Origin of the sequence: Acuticoccus sediminis, from assembly GCF_003258595.1 — a bacterium.
GTDB lineage: Bacteria > Pseudomonadota > Alphaproteobacteria > Rhizobiales > Amorphaceae > Acuticoccus > Acuticoccus sediminis.
The window spans coordinates 304,865-320,492 of the sequence record NZ_QHHQ01000006.1; the positions used below are offsets into that span (position 1 = coordinate 304,865).

13 protein-coding genes are annotated in these 15,628 nt (G+C 69.1%); 9 read left to right on the forward strand and 4 right to left on the reverse strand.

Annotation, left to right across the window (positions count from 1 at the left end):
* Positions 1-169: 169 nt before the first annotated feature.
* Together DLJ53_RS25395 and DLJ53_RS25400 are read left to right on the forward strand one after the other, a co-directional pair.
* Positions 170-886, forward strand: coding sequence for a response regulator (locus DLJ53_RS25395; protein WP_111350475.1), 717 nt, complete (start codon positions 170-172; stop codon positions 884-886).
* Entirely contained in the window at positions 883-2,205 is a 1,323-nt protein-coding gene (locus DLJ53_RS25400) for a HAMP domain-containing sensor histidine kinase (protein ID WP_202913343.1), read from the forward strand. Before DLJ53_RS25395 ends, DLJ53_RS25400 begins: the two co-directional genes overlap by 4 nt.
* Before the next feature lie 301 nt (positions 2,206-2,506).
* On the opposite strand, the gene uvrA is transcribed toward DLJ53_RS25400, so the two are convergent.
* Positions 2,507-5,407, reverse strand: coding sequence for an excinuclease ABC subunit UvrA (gene uvrA, locus DLJ53_RS25405; RefSeq protein WP_111350477.1), 2,901 nt, complete (start codon positions 5,405-5,407; stop codon positions 2,507-2,509).
* Between the two features lie 179 nt (positions 5,408-5,586).
* On the opposite strand from uvrA, the gene DLJ53_RS25410 reads away from it, so the two are divergent.
* From DLJ53_RS25410 to DLJ53_RS25420, 3 genes are all read left to right on the forward strand, one after another.
* On the forward strand, positions 5,587-6,657 hold the full coding sequence (locus DLJ53_RS25410) for a hypothetical protein (protein ID WP_111350479.1): 1,071 nt from the start codon (positions 5,587-5,589) through the stop codon (positions 6,655-6,657).
* 120 nt (positions 6,658-6,777) lie between these two features.
* Positions 6,778-7,335: a single-stranded DNA-binding protein gene (ssb, locus tag DLJ53_RS25415; RefSeq protein ID WP_111350481.1), complete on the forward strand. Its 558-nt coding sequence runs from the start codon at positions 6,778-6,780 to the stop codon at positions 7,333-7,335.
* Positions 7,332-8,156, forward strand: coding sequence for a protein phosphatase 2C domain-containing protein (locus tag DLJ53_RS25420; RefSeq protein ID WP_162409540.1), 825 nt, complete (start codon positions 7,332-7,334; stop codon positions 8,154-8,156). Before ssb ends, DLJ53_RS25420 begins: the two co-directional genes overlap by 4 nt.
* 101 nt (positions 8,157-8,257) lie before the next feature.
* On the opposite strand, the gene DLJ53_RS25425 is transcribed toward DLJ53_RS25420, so the two are convergent.
* Positions 8,258-8,884, reverse strand: coding sequence for a TetR/AcrR family transcriptional regulator (locus DLJ53_RS25425; RefSeq protein WP_202913344.1), 627 nt, complete (start codon positions 8,882-8,884; stop codon positions 8,258-8,260).
* A 98-nt stretch (positions 8,885-8,982) separates the two neighbouring features.
* Between DLJ53_RS25425 and DLJ53_RS25430 the strand changes: the two genes are divergently transcribed.
* Both DLJ53_RS25430 and gyrA read left to right on the forward strand, forming a co-directional pair.
* Complete coding sequence (locus DLJ53_RS25430) at positions 8,983-10,290, forward strand: MFS transporter (protein WP_146620085.1); 1,308 nt, start codon at positions 8,983-8,985, stop codon at positions 10,288-10,290.
* A 136-nt stretch (positions 10,291-10,426) separates the two neighbouring features.
* Positions 10,427-13,189: a DNA gyrase subunit A gene (gene gyrA / locus DLJ53_RS25435; protein ID WP_111350487.1), complete on the forward strand. Its 2,763-nt coding sequence runs from the start codon at positions 10,427-10,429 to the stop codon at positions 13,187-13,189.
* A gap of 289 nt (positions 13,190-13,478) precedes the next feature.
* Here the strand turns inward: gyrA and DLJ53_RS25440 are convergent, their stop codons facing one another.
* Together DLJ53_RS25440 and DLJ53_RS25445 are read right to left on the reverse strand one after the other, a co-directional pair.
* Positions 13,479-13,751 (reverse strand): hypothetical protein, encoded by a 273-nt coding sequence (locus tag DLJ53_RS25440; RefSeq protein WP_111350489.1) that lies wholly within the window; start codon positions 13,749-13,751, stop codon positions 13,479-13,481.
* Between the two features lie 112 nt (positions 13,752-13,863).
* On the reverse strand, positions 13,864-14,175 hold the full coding sequence (locus DLJ53_RS25445; RefSeq protein ID WP_111350490.1) for a hypothetical protein: 312 nt from the start codon (positions 14,173-14,175) through the stop codon (positions 13,864-13,866).
* Between the two features lie 341 nt (positions 14,176-14,516).
* On the opposite strand from DLJ53_RS25445, the gene coaD reads away from it, so the two are divergent.
* Both coaD and DLJ53_RS25455 read left to right on the forward strand, forming a co-directional pair.
* Entirely contained in the window at positions 14,517-15,011 is a 495-nt protein-coding gene (gene coaD / locus DLJ53_RS25450; RefSeq protein WP_111350492.1) for a pantetheine-phosphate adenylyltransferase, read from the forward strand.
* Positions 15,012-15,087: 76 nt separating this feature from the next.
* The gene (locus DLJ53_RS25455) at positions 15,088-15,627 is read left to right on the forward strand and encodes a peptidylprolyl isomerase (protein WP_111350494.1); all 540 of its coding nucleotides are present in this window, start codon (positions 15,088-15,090) and stop codon (positions 15,625-15,627) included.
* Position 15,628: the final 1 nt, after the last annotated feature.

Here is a 15,628-nt window from a genome sequence, read left to right on the forward strand (position 1 = left end):
GCGCCCGGCCCACCCTGTTGCTGGCGACAGGAGGAAGATAGAAAGTCATTGTTGCGATGAAATTTCACCGCTGCATCGGTTTGTCGCGATCTGTCACCATGCGTAACAATTTGTATACGAGGTCGTGAGCTGAATTTACTATATCCGTTGAGGATGCCATAGTATTGCCATGACCGTTTCTGCCGCCAACGTGGTCGTCGTCGAGGACGATCCCGACATCGCCGACCTCGTCGCCAGCCTCCTCCGGAAGGAGGGGTACGGCGTGGCCGTCGCCGGCGACGGCGCGGCGCTCGACGCCGTGATGTCCCACATGCGGCCCGACCTCATCATCCTCGACGTCATGCTGCCGGGCGAGGACGGCCTCGCCATCTGCCGCCGCATCCGCGCCCGCGACCAGGTGCCGATCCTGATGCTGACGGCCAAGAGCGACGAGATCGACCGCGTGCTCGGTCTCGAGATGGGCGCGGACGACTACGTCGTGAAACCGTTCGGCCCGCGCGAGCTGGTGGCGCGGGTGCGCGCACGCCTGCGCCGGGCGTCGGATCCGGCGCCGGTCCGCACCAACCGCCGCTACGCGTTCGACCGCTTCGTCATCGACCTCGACGCACGCCAGTTCACGACGGAGGAGGGGGACGAGGTCGCGCTGACGACCGGCGAGTTCGACCTCCTGGCGTGCTTCGTCGGCGCGCCCCGGCGGGTGCTGACGCGCGACTACATCCTCGACAAGATCCGCGGGAGGGACGCCGACCCGTTCGACCGCACGGTGGACATGCTGGTCTCGCGCCTGCGCCGCAAGCTCGACGCGGCGAGCCCTGGCTCCGCCCTCGTCGGCACCGTGCGCAACGGCGGCTACCTCTTTACCGCCACGGTTCGGCCGCTGACGTGAGGGCACCGCTCAGCCTCGGCAGCCGGATCGCGCTCATCATCTTCGCGGCGATGGTCGCGGCCTGGCTCGGCAACGTCGCCTACTACTACGCCTCGCAGCGCCCGGCCCGGGAGCCGGCGCTGCTGGCGCCCGAGCGCCTCGCGGCCATCGTCGCCCTCTACGAGACCGGCGAGAACCGCGCCGCGCTCGGCGACGCGCTGCACACCTCCGGCCTCGAGATCGACATCGAATCCGCCCCCCTCCGGCCCGGCGGCACGACCCCGCCGGAGGACGCGGAGCCGATGAGGCTCCCCGACGGGCGGACGGCGACGGTCACCCCGGTCGCCTCGACCGGGCGCCTCGTCAACCGCCTGACGCGCACGCGCCAGGGCTATCGCTTCCAGATCGGCCTCAGGACCGGCGAGACCCTCGTCATCACGGCGCACAACCCGTCGTCGCTGAACTATGCCGGGCTCCCGGTGGGGATCGTCGCGGGCCTCATCGGGACGCTGATCGCGCTCGCTTCGCTGGTGATCATGCACCGGGAGATGGCGCCGCTGCGGCGCCTGGCGGAGGCGGCGGACGCCATCGACCTCTCCGGCTCCTCGCCGCCGCTGCCGCAGTCGCGCTCCTCGGCGCCGGAGATCCGCTCGCTGGTCGCGGCCTTCAACCGGCTGCAGGCGCGCCTCGCCACGCTGGTCGCCTCGCGGATGGTGATGGTGGCGGGGATCTCCCACGACGTCCGCACCTTCGCGACCCGGCTGCGCCTGCGCCTGGAGCAGCTGCCGGACAGCGAGACGCGGGACCGGGCGGTGCGCGACGTGATCGACATCGTCGCGATGCTGGACGACGCCATCGTCGCGACGCGCGCGGGCGTCGGCGAGCTGTCCGAAGAGCTCCTCACCTTCGCCGACCTGGTGCGCGAGGAGGTGGGCGGCCGCGGCGAGCTGGGCGCGCCGGTGACGCTCGTCGTGGCGGACGACGCGACGGACGCCAGCGTCCTCGGCGACCGCCTTGCCCTGAAACGGATGATCGCGAACCTCGTCGACAACGCGGTGAAGTACGGCGCGAGGGCGCACGTCAGCCTGACGGCGGCGCCCGGGTCCGTCGTCTTCACCGTGGACGACGAGGGCCCGGGCATCGCCGAGTCCGACCGGGCGCTGCTGCTGGAGCCGTTCGTGCGACTCGAGGCCTCGCGCAACCGGGCGACGGGCGGCGCGGGGCTCGGCCTTGCCATCGTGAAGGGCCTCGTCGAGGCGCACGGCGGGTCGATCACCGTCGGCGACGCGCCCGGGAAGGGCGCCCGCTTCGTCCTCACCCTCCCCACCTTCTCGCTGTAGGGAAGGCCGCGCGGCCAGGGGGACCGCGGGGCTCGTCTCCGACGGGGTGCGGGCGGGTCAAGGGCGCGCGCAGCGCGGGCGGAGCCTTTACCCTTGACGCGCCCGCACGCCGTCACAGCCTCGGGGGGCGGGGTCAGGTCGGAAGGGTGCGAAGCGCCGTTCCGGGCTGAACCCCTGCCCGCCGGCGAGGCGGGGGAGCGCGAGGGGGAACACCCTCGCACTCGGCCGCTCCGCCCGTACCGACGCTCCGGCGAATGCGAGGCGCCGCCGCATCCCCGGCCGCCGGCGGAGCCTTCCCGACCTACTCCGCGGCTTCCCGCCGGGAGGGACGGCGCTCCAGCAGTTCGGCGAGGTAGTGGCCGGTGTGGCTTTCGGCGACCTTCATCACCTGCTCGGGCCTCCCGGAGGCGACGATGCGGCCGCCGCCGTCGCCGCCCTCGGGGCCGATGTCGACAATCCAGTCGGCGGTCTTGATGACCTCGAGGTTGTGCTCGATGACGACGACGGTGTTGCCCTGGTCGACGAGCTGCTTCAGGACGTCGAGGAGCTTGGCGACGTCGTGGAAGTGGAGCCCGGTGGTCGGCTCGTCGAGGATGTAGAGCGTGCGCCCGGTGGCCCGCTTGGAAAGCTCCTTGGCGAGCTTGATGCGCTGCGCCTCGCCGCCCGAGAGGGTGGTCGCCTGCTGGCCGATGCGGATGTAGCCGAGGCCCACCTGGTTCAGCGTCACGAGCTTGTCGCGCACCGCCGGGACGGCCGAGAAGAAGTCGCATCCCTCCTCGACGGTCATGTCGAGGACGTCGGAGATGGACCGGCCCTTGAACTCGATCTCCAGCGTCTCGCGGTTGTAGCGCTTGCCCTTGCAGACGTCGCATTCGACGTAGACGTCGGGCAGGAAGTGCATCTCGATCTTGATGACTCCGTCGCCCTGGCACGCCTCGCAGCGCCCGCCCTTGACGTTGAAGGAGAAGCGGCCCGGACCGTAGCCGCGCGCCTTCGCCTCGGGGAGGCCGGCGAACCAGTCGCGGATCGGGGTGAAGGCGCCGGTGTAGGTGGCGGGATTCGAGCGCGGCGTGCGGCCGATGGGCGACTGGTCGATGTCGATGATCTTGTCGAGGTGCTCCAGGCCGGTGATCGCCTCGTGCGTGGCGGGGACCTCGCGGGACTTGTTCAGCTTGCGGGAGACGGCGCGGTACAGCGTCTCGATCACCAGCGTCGACTTGCCGGATCCCGACACGCCCGTCACGGCCGTGAAGAGCCCCAGCGGGAACTCGGCGGTGACGCCCTGGAGGTTGTTGCCGGTCGCGTTGACGACCTTAATCGCCTTGCCCTTCTTCCTGGCGCGCCGCTTCTCGGGCAGCGGGATTTCCAGGACGCCCGACAGGTACTTGCCGGTCAGCGAGTTGGGGTTGGCGATGATCTCGTCGGGCGTGCCCTCGGCGGTGATCTCGCCGCCGTGGACGCCGGCGCCGGGGCCGATGTCGAGGACGTAGTCGGCCGCGAGGATGGCGTCCTCGTCGTGCTCCACGACGATGACGGTGTTGCCGAGGTCGCGCAGGCGTTTCAGCGTGTCGATCAGGCGGGCGTTGTCGCGCTGGTGGAGGCCGATGGACGGCTCGTCGAGCACGTAGAGCACGCCGGTGAGGCCGGAGCCGATCTGCGAGGCGAGGCGGATGCGCTGGCTCTCGCCGCCCGACAGCGTCCGCGACCCGCGCGAGAGCTGCAGGTAGTCGAGGCCGACGTCCACGAGGAAGCGCAGGCGCTCCTGGATCTCCTTCAGGATCGCCCGGGCGATCTCGTTCTGCTGCGCGGTCAGCCGGTCGGGCAGGGCGTTGAACCACGGCGCCGCGTCGCGGATCGCGAGCGCCGAGACCTCGCCGATGTGCTGGCCGCCGACCTTCACCGCGAGCGCCTCGGGCTTGAGGCGGTAGCCGTGGCAGGCCGGGCAGGGCGCGTCCGACTGGTAGCGCGCCAGCTCCTCGCGCACCCACTGCGAGTCGGTCTCGTTCCAGCGGCGCTCGATGTTGGTGATCACCCCCTCGAAGGTCTTCGCGGTGGTGTAGGAGCGCAGGCCGTCGTCGTAGGTGAACTTGATCTTCTCGCGCTTCGATCCGTAGAGGATCACCTCGCGCACCTTCTCCGGCAGGTCGTGCCAGGGCGTCGTCATGTCGGCGTCGTAGTGGGCGCAGATCGCCTGCAGGGTCTGCGTGTAGTAGGGGCTCGTGTTGCCGGTGCGGGCCCAGGGGAGCACCGCGCCGCCGGCGAGCGTCAGTGACGCGTCGGGCACGACGAGGTCGGCCTCGAAGGTCAGCGTTGTGCCGAGCCCGTCGCAGGTCGGGCAGGCGCCGGTCGGCGCGTTGAACGAGAAGAGGCGCGGCTCGATCTCGGCGATGGTGAAGCCGGACACCGGGCAGGCGAACTTCTCCGAGAAGACGATGCGCTTCGGCTTGTCGCCTTCGGTCTCGTCGGCGAACTCGGCGACGGCGATGCCTTCGGCGAGGCCGAGCGCGGTCTCCAGGCTGTCGGCGAGGCGGCTGGCGAGGTCCGGACGGGTCGAGACGCGGTCCACCACGACGTCGATGTCGTGCTTGTACTTCTTGTCGAGGGCGGGGGCGTCCTCGATCTCGTAGAAGGTGCCGTCGATCTTGACGCGCTGGAAGCCCTTCTTCTGCAGCTCGGCGAGCTCCTTGCGGTACTCGCCCTTGCGGTCGCGCACGATGGGGGCGAGCAGGTAGAGCCGCGTCTTCTCCGGCAGCGCGAGGATGCGGTCGACCATCTGGCTGACGGTCTGCGCCTCGATCGGCAGACCCGTCGCCGGGGAGTAGGGGACACCGATGCGCGCCCACAGGAGGCGCATGTAGTCGTTGATCTCGGTGACGGTGCCGACGGTGGAGCGCGGGTTCTTCGAGGTGGTCTTCTGCTCGATCGAGATGGCGGGGGAGAGGCCGTCGATCTGGTCGACGTCCGGCTTCTGCATCATCTCGAGGAACTGGCGGGCGTAGGCCGACAGGCTCTCGACGTAGCGGCGCTGGCCTTCGGCGTAGATGGTGTCGAAGGCGAGCGAGGACTTGCCGGAGCCGGACAGACCGGTGAACACGATCAGCGTGTCGCGCGGCAGCGAGACGTCGACCCCTTTAAGGTTGTGCTCGCGCGCCCCCTTGACGACGAGCTTGCGGTCCGCAGCGGCGCGCGCGCGTATGGTCATACCAAGGACTCCGGGGGAAACCTGTTGGTCCAAAACTGGAACATCGACGGGCGATGGTCAATGCTACAGATGGACCTTGCACCATTGTTCCGCAAATCCACAGGCCGCAGGGGAGAGTTGACCGCTGCCCGGCGGCTGGCGCAAACCGCAGCGACCCGCGACCAGACCCGAGGCATTCCGTGGACGTCCTGACCCTGCACATCGGCCACATGAAGACCGGCACGACGTCCCTTCAGGCCACCTTTCGCGACAATGCCGCGACGCTGGCCGCGCACGGGCTGTACTATTACGGCAAGACGCGCACGAACCACGCCCTCGTCCGACCCTTCTCGAAGCGCACCAAGGCGCGCAACGAGTCCAAGTTCCTGAAGGAGTACCGCAACGAGGCGAAGGCGAACCGGCTGCCGCAGGGGCTGATCAGCTCGGAGACGCTGCTGCGGCTCGCCCCGGACGAGATCGAGGCCTGCCTCGCGTCGATGCGCGACATCGCCGGACGGGTCCAGGTGCTGATCTACGTGCGCGAGCCGGTGGCGCTGGCGATCAGCGCGGCGCACCAGGGGGTGCGCTCTGGGCGTCCGCTCGCCGAGATCGAGGCGCAGCCGCGCATCCTCAACCTGACGCAGATCATCACCCGCTGGCGCAGCGCGGTGGGCAAGGAGAACATGATCGTGCGTCCCTTCGACCGGGCGCAGCTCGCCAACGGCGACGTGATCGACGACGCGCTCAGCGTCCTCGGCTGCGCGTCGGCAGGCCCGGCGCTCCAGCGGCAGGCGGTGAACGAAGGGCTCTCCGTCCTCGGCATCCACATGCTGGACCGGGCGATGGCGCGGATGCCGGACCGCAAGATGCCGTACGACCAGCAGCGCGCCTTCAACTTCATCAAGGGCCCGCGCTACGTGCTGCCGGAGGCCGCGCTCGACCGGGTGCGCAAGCGCTCCGCGCCGCATGTCGCCTTCCTGCGCGAGGAGTTCGGCATCGAGCTGCCGCCGTCGACGGAGCGGCCGAGCGCGCCTCTGGCGCTGTCGGAGGCCGAGCTCGCCTCGCTCGCGGAGGTCTTCCACGAGATCAACGCCTTCGCCTACCGGCTCGACCGGTCGGCGCTGGGCCGTGTGCTCGGCACGCGGATGCCCTACTCGAACCGCTTCAAGGACGAGGATCATCCGCTGCGGGCCAAGCTCGCCAAGCTCGGCGTTCTCGACGAGCTCGCCGCGCAGGTGGCGACCGACGAGGACGACGCCGAGGCCGAATAAGGCTCTCGGCTGGGGATGTATGCTGCGTGACGGACGGTCCACTGTGGACCAATTCACCGTCGCGCTTTCTGATTCGCCGCGGTGCGCTAGGGTGCGCGCCCGAAGACTGGAGGGACCGGCATGGCTGGGAGCGTCAACAAGGTGATCCTGATCGGCAATCTGGGGGCCGATCCGGAAATCCGTCGGACACAGGACGGCCGTCCGATCGCCAACCTGCGCGTCGCGACGTCCCGGACCTGGCGCGACCGCGGGACCGGCGAGCGACGTGAGAAGACCGAGTGGCACCGCGTGGTGGTGTTCTCGGAAGGCCTCTGCCGCGTGGTCGAGCAGTACATGAAGAAGGGGATGAAGCTCTACATCGAGGGTGAGCTTCAGACCCGCGAGTGGGAAGACCAGCAGGGCCAGAAGCGCTACACGACCGAGGTCGCGATCCAGAACTTCGGCGGCACCATCGAGATGCTGGACAGTCGCGGCGGTGGTGGCGGCGGCGGCGACTACGGTGGTGGCGGCGACTACGGCGGCGGTGGCGGCGACTACGGTGGCGGCAGTGGCGGCGGTGGCTACTCCGATCGCGGTGGCGGCGGCAGCAGTAGCGGCGGCGGCTATGGCGGCGGCAGCGGTGGCGGTGGATCGCGTCCCTCGTCGCCCGAGCCGTTCGACGACGACATCCCGTTTTGATCGAGGTCCGCGCCTCGGTCAGCGCCCCGGGGTCGCCGCGGCGGGCGAACGAGGACGGCTGCGGGTCGGCCGGCCTCTACGCCTGGGTGATCGACGGCGCGACCGGCCTCGGCGACGAGGCGCTGCTCGACGCGCCGAGCGATGCGGCCTGGCTCACCGCCGTGCTGCACGAGGCGTTGATGGCGGGCGCGGAAGCCGAGACGCGGCCGCTGGAGCTGCTGCGGTCCGCCGCGAACGTCGCCACCGAGCGCTTCAACGCCGAGCGCCGCCGTGCGCCGCGTGAGCGCTACGAGGTGCCGACCGCCGCCGTCATGCTCGCCCGGTTCGGCGACGTGATCGAGATCGTCGAGCTCGGCGACTGCGGCCTCTGGATCGAGACCGACGGCGTGATGCACCGCGTCGGCGGCTCCGACCAGCAGCGGCAGTGGGAGAATGAGAGCGCCCGCCGGCTGATGGGGGGCGGTCAGGGGCGGACCCCCGAGGTCACGGCCTACCTGCGCACGGTGCGCAACACTGCCAACACCCCCGAAGGCTATCCCGTCTTCGCGCCGGATCACGGCAGCGTCCGCCGGGCGCGTCAGCATGTCTACGGCGCGCGCCAGGGCCGGGCGCTGCTGATCACCGACGGCTTCGAGGCGGCCATCGACGACTACGGCCTCTACGACGGCGCCGGCCTGATGGCGGCCGTGGAGGGCGACGTCGACGGGACGCTCGCGACGATCCGCGCCGTCGAGGCGGACGACCCGGACTGCACGCGCTACCCGCGCTTCAAGCGTTCCGACGACGCGACCGCCCTCATGCTGCGCTTCGCCGCCGACTGACACGCGAGCCTCGCCGCCGCGCCGTTCCGGTTCCCGCACACGCAATCTTCCGGTCGAGACCCGTCGCGGGCACCCCCGCGTCGACGGCGCGCCGGAACACGCTAGGACGAAGGCGCCGACAGGGCCGGGGCGGCGCGGGACGGGTCCGGCATCGTGCCGAACGCGTGGGCGACGAGGGCCGCCACGCGCGCCTCGCCCGGCGGCTCGTTGGAGAGGATGCGGAAGATGATCGGCGCGATCACCGTGTCGATGAGGTATTCCACGCCGGGAAAGTCCTCGCCGCGTGCCGCCGCCCGTTCGCCGAGCAGCTCGAGCTGGTTGCGGGTGACGTTGCAGCAGGTGCCGCTCCGGTTCTCCGCGGTGCTGCCGATCACGTCCCTCAGGACGGTCCGGCCCGGCCCGCTCGCCATCTCGTCGGCGAACTGCGTCACGTAGAGGAGCACGTCGCGCTGGGCGCTGCCGGTGTCCTCCGGAGGGGTGTCCGGCCGCAGGCGCTCCACCGCCACGTCGGCCAGCAGCTCGCCGAGGTCGCCCCAGCGTCGGTAGATCGTCGACGGCGTCACCCCAGCGCGCGCCGCGATCGCCGGGACGGTGATCTGGGCGCGGTCGATTTCGCCGAGGAGGGCGTTGACGGCGTCGTGCACCGCACGCTGGACGCGGGCGCTGCGGCCGCCGGGGCGGGGCGTCGGTCGGGTGTCGGTGGTCGCGTCGCTGTCCATCTCACGCATATCTGCATTGCTCGGCCACTAACGCAAAATATTTGCATTAGCACCCAAGCGGGTCGATCCTTAACGCAATGATTTGGCATTAAGGTGAGCCCGTGTCCATGACATCCTCCCCATGCATGACGGTTCCGAGCCGTGGCGCGGCCGGAACCGGCGCCGCGCCGGCGTCGATCCTGACGTCCGCGGCCGCTGCGCCGTCCGTCTCCGCCGTCGCGGGTACCGCGCCCCGGGCGGGGAGGGCGACGCTCGGCTTCCACGCCGCGGTTCTCGGCACCTACTTCGCGGCCGCCGTCGCGCCGACGCCGCTCTACGTCCTCTACCGCGAGGCCTTCGCCCTCTCCGCTGGCCTCCTCACGGTCGTCTTCACCGTCTACGCCTTCACCCTGCTCGGCGCGCTCTTGTTCATGGGCTCGCTGTCCGACCGCTTCGGCCGGCGCCCGGTGATCTTCGCGGCGCTCCTCCTCCAGGCGACGGCGATGCTGATCTTCCTGCGCGCCGACGGGCTGGCCGCGCTGCTCGTCGGCCGCACGATCCAGGGCTTCGCGACCGGCATCGCGGTGTCCTCGCTCGGCGCCGCGCTGGTCGACTGCGACAGGCGGCTCGGCGCGCAGGTGAACGGCCTCGCCCCGCTCCTCGGCATGGCGCTCGGCGGCTTCGGCTCCTCGGTGCTGGTGACGTACGCGCCGGAGCCGCTGCATCTCGTCTACGGCGTCATCCTCGCGCTCTGCCTCGCCGAGGCCGCGCTCACCTTCGTATTCCCGGAGACGAACGCCGAGCGGGTGGCGACGCCGGTGTCGCTGGTGCCGCGGATCCGGATCCCGGAGGCGGCCCGCACGGCGATGCTGCGCATCACGCCGCTCAACGTCGGCCACTGGGCGCTCTGCGGGTTCGCAATGTCGCTGATGCCGGGGGTCGTCGCCCGCGCGACGGGTATCCACAGTCCGCTCCTCGGCGGGGCGATCGTGGCGAGCGTGTTTCTTCCGGCGGCGTTTTCCTCGCACGTCCTGCGCGGCGTCGCGCCCCACGCCATCGTGCGCTTCGCCGCGCCGCTGTCGATGCTCGGCATCGCGCTCGTCGTGACGGGCGTCCACCTCGGGGCGCCGGCGCTGGTGGTCGGCGGGCTGATGGTGCTCGGCCTCGGTCTCGGCGGGAATTTCCTCGCCATCATGCGCACCCTCGTCCCGCTGGCGGCGGCGCACGAGCGGTCCGAGATGATGGCGGCCTACTTCCTGCAGTGCTACCTCGCGATGTCGATCCCGGTGCTGGTCGCGGGCTTCGCGGCGCGCAGCGTCGGCCTCGCGGCGACGGTCGACGGGCTCGGCGCGATCTGCGTTCTCCTCATCGCGGCCGGCGGCGTGGCGGTGGTCGGCGGCGCCCAACAGGCCCGTCTTGCCGGCGAGAGGGCCTGACCCGCGGCATTTGCGCATAAGGGTTGCGGATAGTCCCAGCTCTTAACTGGCAAACGAGGCCTGAATCGCCTAACTGAGAGACTCCGGTAAGGGGAATGTGCGCGTGAGTGACGAGACGGCGAACGGTGGTGGCCCGATGGACCCCGGTGGCGGCAGCCCGCCCGCGGGCGGAGAGGGAATCTCTGGCGTCTCGATCACGACCGAGATGGAGAAATCCTTCCTCGGCTACGCCATGTCCGTCATCGTCAGCCGCGCGCTGCCCGACGTGCGCGACGGCCTCAAGCCGGTGCACCGGCGCATCCTCTTCGGGATGCACGAGGGCAACTACGAGTGGAACCGGCCCTATAAGAAGTCGTCCCGCATCGTCGGTGACGTCATGGGTAAGTACCACCCGCACGGCGACAGCGCGATCTACGACGCGCTGGTGCGCATGGCGCAGCCGTTCTCCATGCGCGTGCCGCTGGTGGACGGGCAGGGCAACTTCGGCTCCGTCGACGGCGACGCTCCGGCGGCGATGCGTTACACCGAGGTGCGCCTGCAGAAGGTGTCCACCACGGCGCTGATCCAGGACATCGACAAAGACACCGTCGACTTCCAGGACAACTACGACGGTTCCGAGCGCGAGCCCGTCGCCCTGCCGGCACGGTTCCCGAACCTGCTCGTCAACGGCGCCGGCGGCATCGCCGTCGGCATGGCGACCAACATCCCGCCGCACAATCTCGGCGAGGTGATCGACGGCACGATCGCCCTGATCGACAATCCCGCGCTGTCGATCATGGAGCTGATGGACTACATCCCCGGTCCGGACTTCCCGACCGGCGGCATCATCCTCGGCCGGGGCGGCATTCGTTCCTCCTACGAGATGGGCCGCGGCTCGGTGCTGATGCGCGGCAAGGTGCGCGTCGAGCCGATCGGCTCGGGCCGCGAGGCGCTGATCGTCGACGAGATCCCCTACCAGGTGAACAAGGCCACCATGGTGGAGAAGATCGCCGACCTCGTGCGCGACAAGCGCGTGGAAGGCATCTCGGACCTGCGCGACGAGTCCGACCGCGACGGCATGCGCGTCGTCATCGAGCTGAAGCGCGACGCGAACGCGGACGTGGTGCTGAACCAGCTCTACCGCTACTCGCCGCTGCAGACCTCGTTCGGCGCCAACATGGTCGCCCTCAACGGCGGCCGGCCCGAGCAGCTGAACCTCAAGGACATCCTGTCCGCCTTCATCGCCTTCCGCGAGCAGGTCGTCGCGCGGCGCACCAAGTTCCTGCTGGCGAAGGCGCGCGACCGGGCCCACGTCCTCGTCGGCCTCGCCGTGGCGGTCGCCAACATCGACGAGGTGATCCGCCTCATCCGGACCTCGCCGGACCCCGCGACCGCGCGCGAGCAGCTGATGACGCGCGACTGGCCGGCCCAGGACATGGCGCCGCTGATCGCCCTCATCGCCGACCCGCGCCACCGCCTGCAGGAGGACGGCACCATCCGTCTCTCCGAGGAGCAGGCGCGCGCGATCCTCGACCTGCGCCTGCAGCGCCTGACCGCCCTCGGCCGCGACGAAATCGGCGACGAGTTGAAGAAGCTCGCCGACGAGATCGCCGACTACCTCGACATCCTGTCCTCGCGCGCCCGCGTGCAGGGGATCATCAAGGCCGAGATGCTGGCCGTGCGCGACGAGTTCGCCACGCCCCGCAGGACCGAGATCATGGAAGGCGGGCCGGACCTCGAGGACGAGGACTTCATCAACCGCGAGGACATGGTCGTCACCGTGTCCCACGCCGGCTACATCAAGCGCGTCCCGCTCGACACCTACCGCGCGCAGCGCCGCGGCGGTAAGGGCCGGACCGGCATGTCCTTCAAGGACAACGACTTCGTGGCTCGCCTGTTCGTCGCCAACACGCACACGCCGGTCCTGTTCTTCTCCTCGCGCGGCATGGTCTACAAGGAGAAGGTGTGGCGCCTGCCGCAGGCCGCGCCGCAGTCGCGCGGCAAGTTCCTCTCCAACATCCTGCCGCTGCAGGAGGGTGAGCGCATCACCTCCATCCTGCCGCTGGTGGAGGACGAGGAGACCTGGGGCGACTACGACGTCATGTTCGCCACCACGCTGGGCAACGTGCGGCGCAACAAGCTGAGCGACTTCACCAACGTGAACCGCGCCGGCAAGATCGCCATGAAGCTCGACGACGGCGACGGCATCGTCGGTGTCGCCATCGCGACGCCCGACCACGACGTGATGCTGACCACCGCGCTCGGCCAGGCGATCCGCTTCCCCGTCTCGTCGCTGCGCGTCTTCCTGGGCCGCAACTCCTCGGGTGTGCGCGGCATCACGCTCGGCAAGGGCGACAGCATCATCTCGATGTCGATCCTGCGCCACTTCGAGACGACCCCGGACGAGCGCTCGGCCTTCCTCAAGATGCGCCGCGCCGTGGCCGGCGAGGCCGAGGCCGTGGCGGACGACGAGGAGGGGACCACCGGCGACATGCCGCTCGGCCAGGACCGCTACGCGGCGATGAGCGCGGCGGAGGAGCAGATCATCACGATCTCGCAGAACGGCTACGGCAAGCGCTCGTCGTCCTTCGAATTCCGCGTGACCTCCCGCGGCGGCAAGGGCATCGCGGCGATGGTCGTGAACGACCGCAACGGTCCGCTGGTCGCCGGCTTCCCGGTCGACGAGAGCGACCAGATCATGCTCGTCACCAACGCCGGCCAACTCATCCGCGTGCCGGTGGACGGGGTCCGCGTCGCCGGCCGCAACACCCAGGGCGTCATCATCTTCAACACCGCAGCCGACGAGCGCGTGGTCTCCGTGGACCGCGTGACGGAGGAGAGCGACGAAGACGAGAACGGTGAGATCGGCGAGAATGGCGCCGAAGGTCCCGGCGAGGACGCCGGACCCGACGAGGAGTAGCCGCACACGACGACAACGCCCGCCCCGGCTCCGGCCGGACGCGGGCGACTTCGTGTCGATTTCAGGATATCGGGGCTTTGTAGACGCACCGGGCGACGTCCATCACGCCCCGCGGGCCGGGCAGCTCTCATTGCCGACACGTTTCCGCCCGGATGTGTGCGGCCTCCCTGGCCGGACACATCCGGGGTGCATCGCTGAAACGCGCGACACATCCAGGACTTGAGCGTGTGTGGTAGGGGTGGTGAGACCCCGGACGGACGGGTTCGTCGCCTGACGCGCCGTCAGTCCTTTAGTCCACCAGCATCGTGCGTGTCCGCGTCAACGTGAACACGCCAGCGTCTTCGTCCCGCTCGACGGTGGTCTGGTAGCCACCAAACCCGTCGTGGAACTTCTCGCAGTCGGTCGTGGGGCACGCGTGGTATGCCGCGGCCACGAGAAGATCGCTTTTCTGACCCACTTTGGTCGAGACGGGAGCCACGCTGGACGCAGCCAGGGCTGCGACGAGCACGATTGCGCCCAAAACGGAGGCGAGGATCGAGCTCTTGAGAATGGCACCGTACATAATGGACCTCATGCGAACATAGGCATTAGTGTAGGCGCTCGCGGCAGATCTGCAACAGTCCCTCACAAATTTGTGCAGCATTTGAACGAGGGCGTTGACTGTTTCTTAGAAATTATTGCAGCGGAGCGTCCGCGGCAGGCATGCGGTTCAGCGTCGTCACCTGACGGGTCTTGTCGTGCGAGGCGACCGTCACGAAGCGGACCGGACCGCCGGTTTCGTCGCCGTCCGCCCAGGCCAGGCACTCGGAGCTGAGGTTCGGCCAGGCCTGTCCGGCACACAGGCTGTCGCCGACGACGGCGAAGCGATCGGTCTTCGTCGCGGCGGTGCTCTGCGACATGCTGCCACCCAGGGTGGCTGCGGCAATCATGATGCCAGCGATGGCGGTACCGGCGATCGGCGTCAACAGGCGGCGGTGTGCGTTCATGTCAATCTCCCTACTCAAGTCCAGGCGACGCAAATTCAATTAATACTGAAGCCAGCATTAACCTGTGTTGTGCGTCACAACTCGCGCGTTTCGCAGCGACCCTGAACCGCCGGCGCTTCCTCAGCGCGGCTGGGCCACCGGCCAGCGCCTGGGCGCCTCTCAGCCGGTCTATGTCAAAAAACGCATCGCCCCTGAAAGGGTTCCCCTGACAATGAGAAAATAAATGATAACAGTTGTTTACCATAATTATTGCCGGGATTGCTGAACCTCGATCAGGCTTGTTAAGAATCCGGTTACGGCAATGCTGTTGCCGCAGATCGACGAGAGCGGAAACCCCTCACATGCGCATCGCCTTCTACCCGGGTTCCTTCGATCCCGTGACCAACGGCCATATGGATGTTCTGCTGCGTGCCTTCGCGGTGGGCGACAAGGTCATCGTCGGCATCGGCGTTCATCCCGGAAAGAAGCCGCTCTTCTCGTTCGAGGAGCGCGAGGAGATGCTGCGCCGGGCCGTCGCAGAGCACGGCATCGACCCGGAGCGCTTCGAGGTCGTCTCCTTTCAGAACCTCGTCACCAGCGCGGCGCTCGATCATGGTGCCAGCCTCCTCATTCGCGGTTTGCGCGACGGCACCGATCTCGACTACGAGATGCAGATGGCCGGCATGAACGGGACTCTCGCGCCGGAGTTGTCGACGATCTTCGTCGCCGCGTCGCCCGCGACACGGCACATCACGGCGACCCTGGTTCGCCAGATCGCGGCGCTCGGGGGCGATGTCTCGCCGTTCGTGCCGGCACATGTGGCTAAAGCACTTATGGCGCGGGCTGCGTCGCGCTGAACTCTCAATCCGAGCCCCTGGTTGAGCTATGGGTTCGACACCGGGGCCCCGCCCCGCCGACCCGAAAGGATACGTCATGATTTCCCGCCTGCTCGCCGCCGTCGCGATGGCGCTGGTCTCCACGGCTCACGCGGCCGCGCAGGACCCCGAGAACACGCTGATCCTCGAGCTCGAGGACGGTCCGGTCACCATCGAGCTTCTGCCGGACGTCGCTCCCGGTCACGTCGAACGCATCAAGAAGCTGACGCGCGAGGGCTTCTACGACGGCGTCGTCTTCCACCGTGTCATCCCGGGCTTCATGGCGCAGACCGGCGACCCGACGGGCACCGGCATGGGCTCCTCCGACTATCCGGACCTCAAGGCCGAGTTCAACAAGACCCCGCATACCCGCGGCATCGTCTCGATGGCCCGCGCGCAGAACCCGAACAGCGCCAACTCGCAGTTCTTCATCGTGTTCGGTGACGCGACCTTCCTCGACGGCCAGTACACGGTGTTCGGCCGCGTGATCGACGGCATGGAGCATGTCGACGCCCTGAACGCCGGCACCCAGGCCAACAACGGCGCCGTGGCGAACCCGGACAAGATCGTGCGCGCCCACATCAAGGCCGACGACTGAT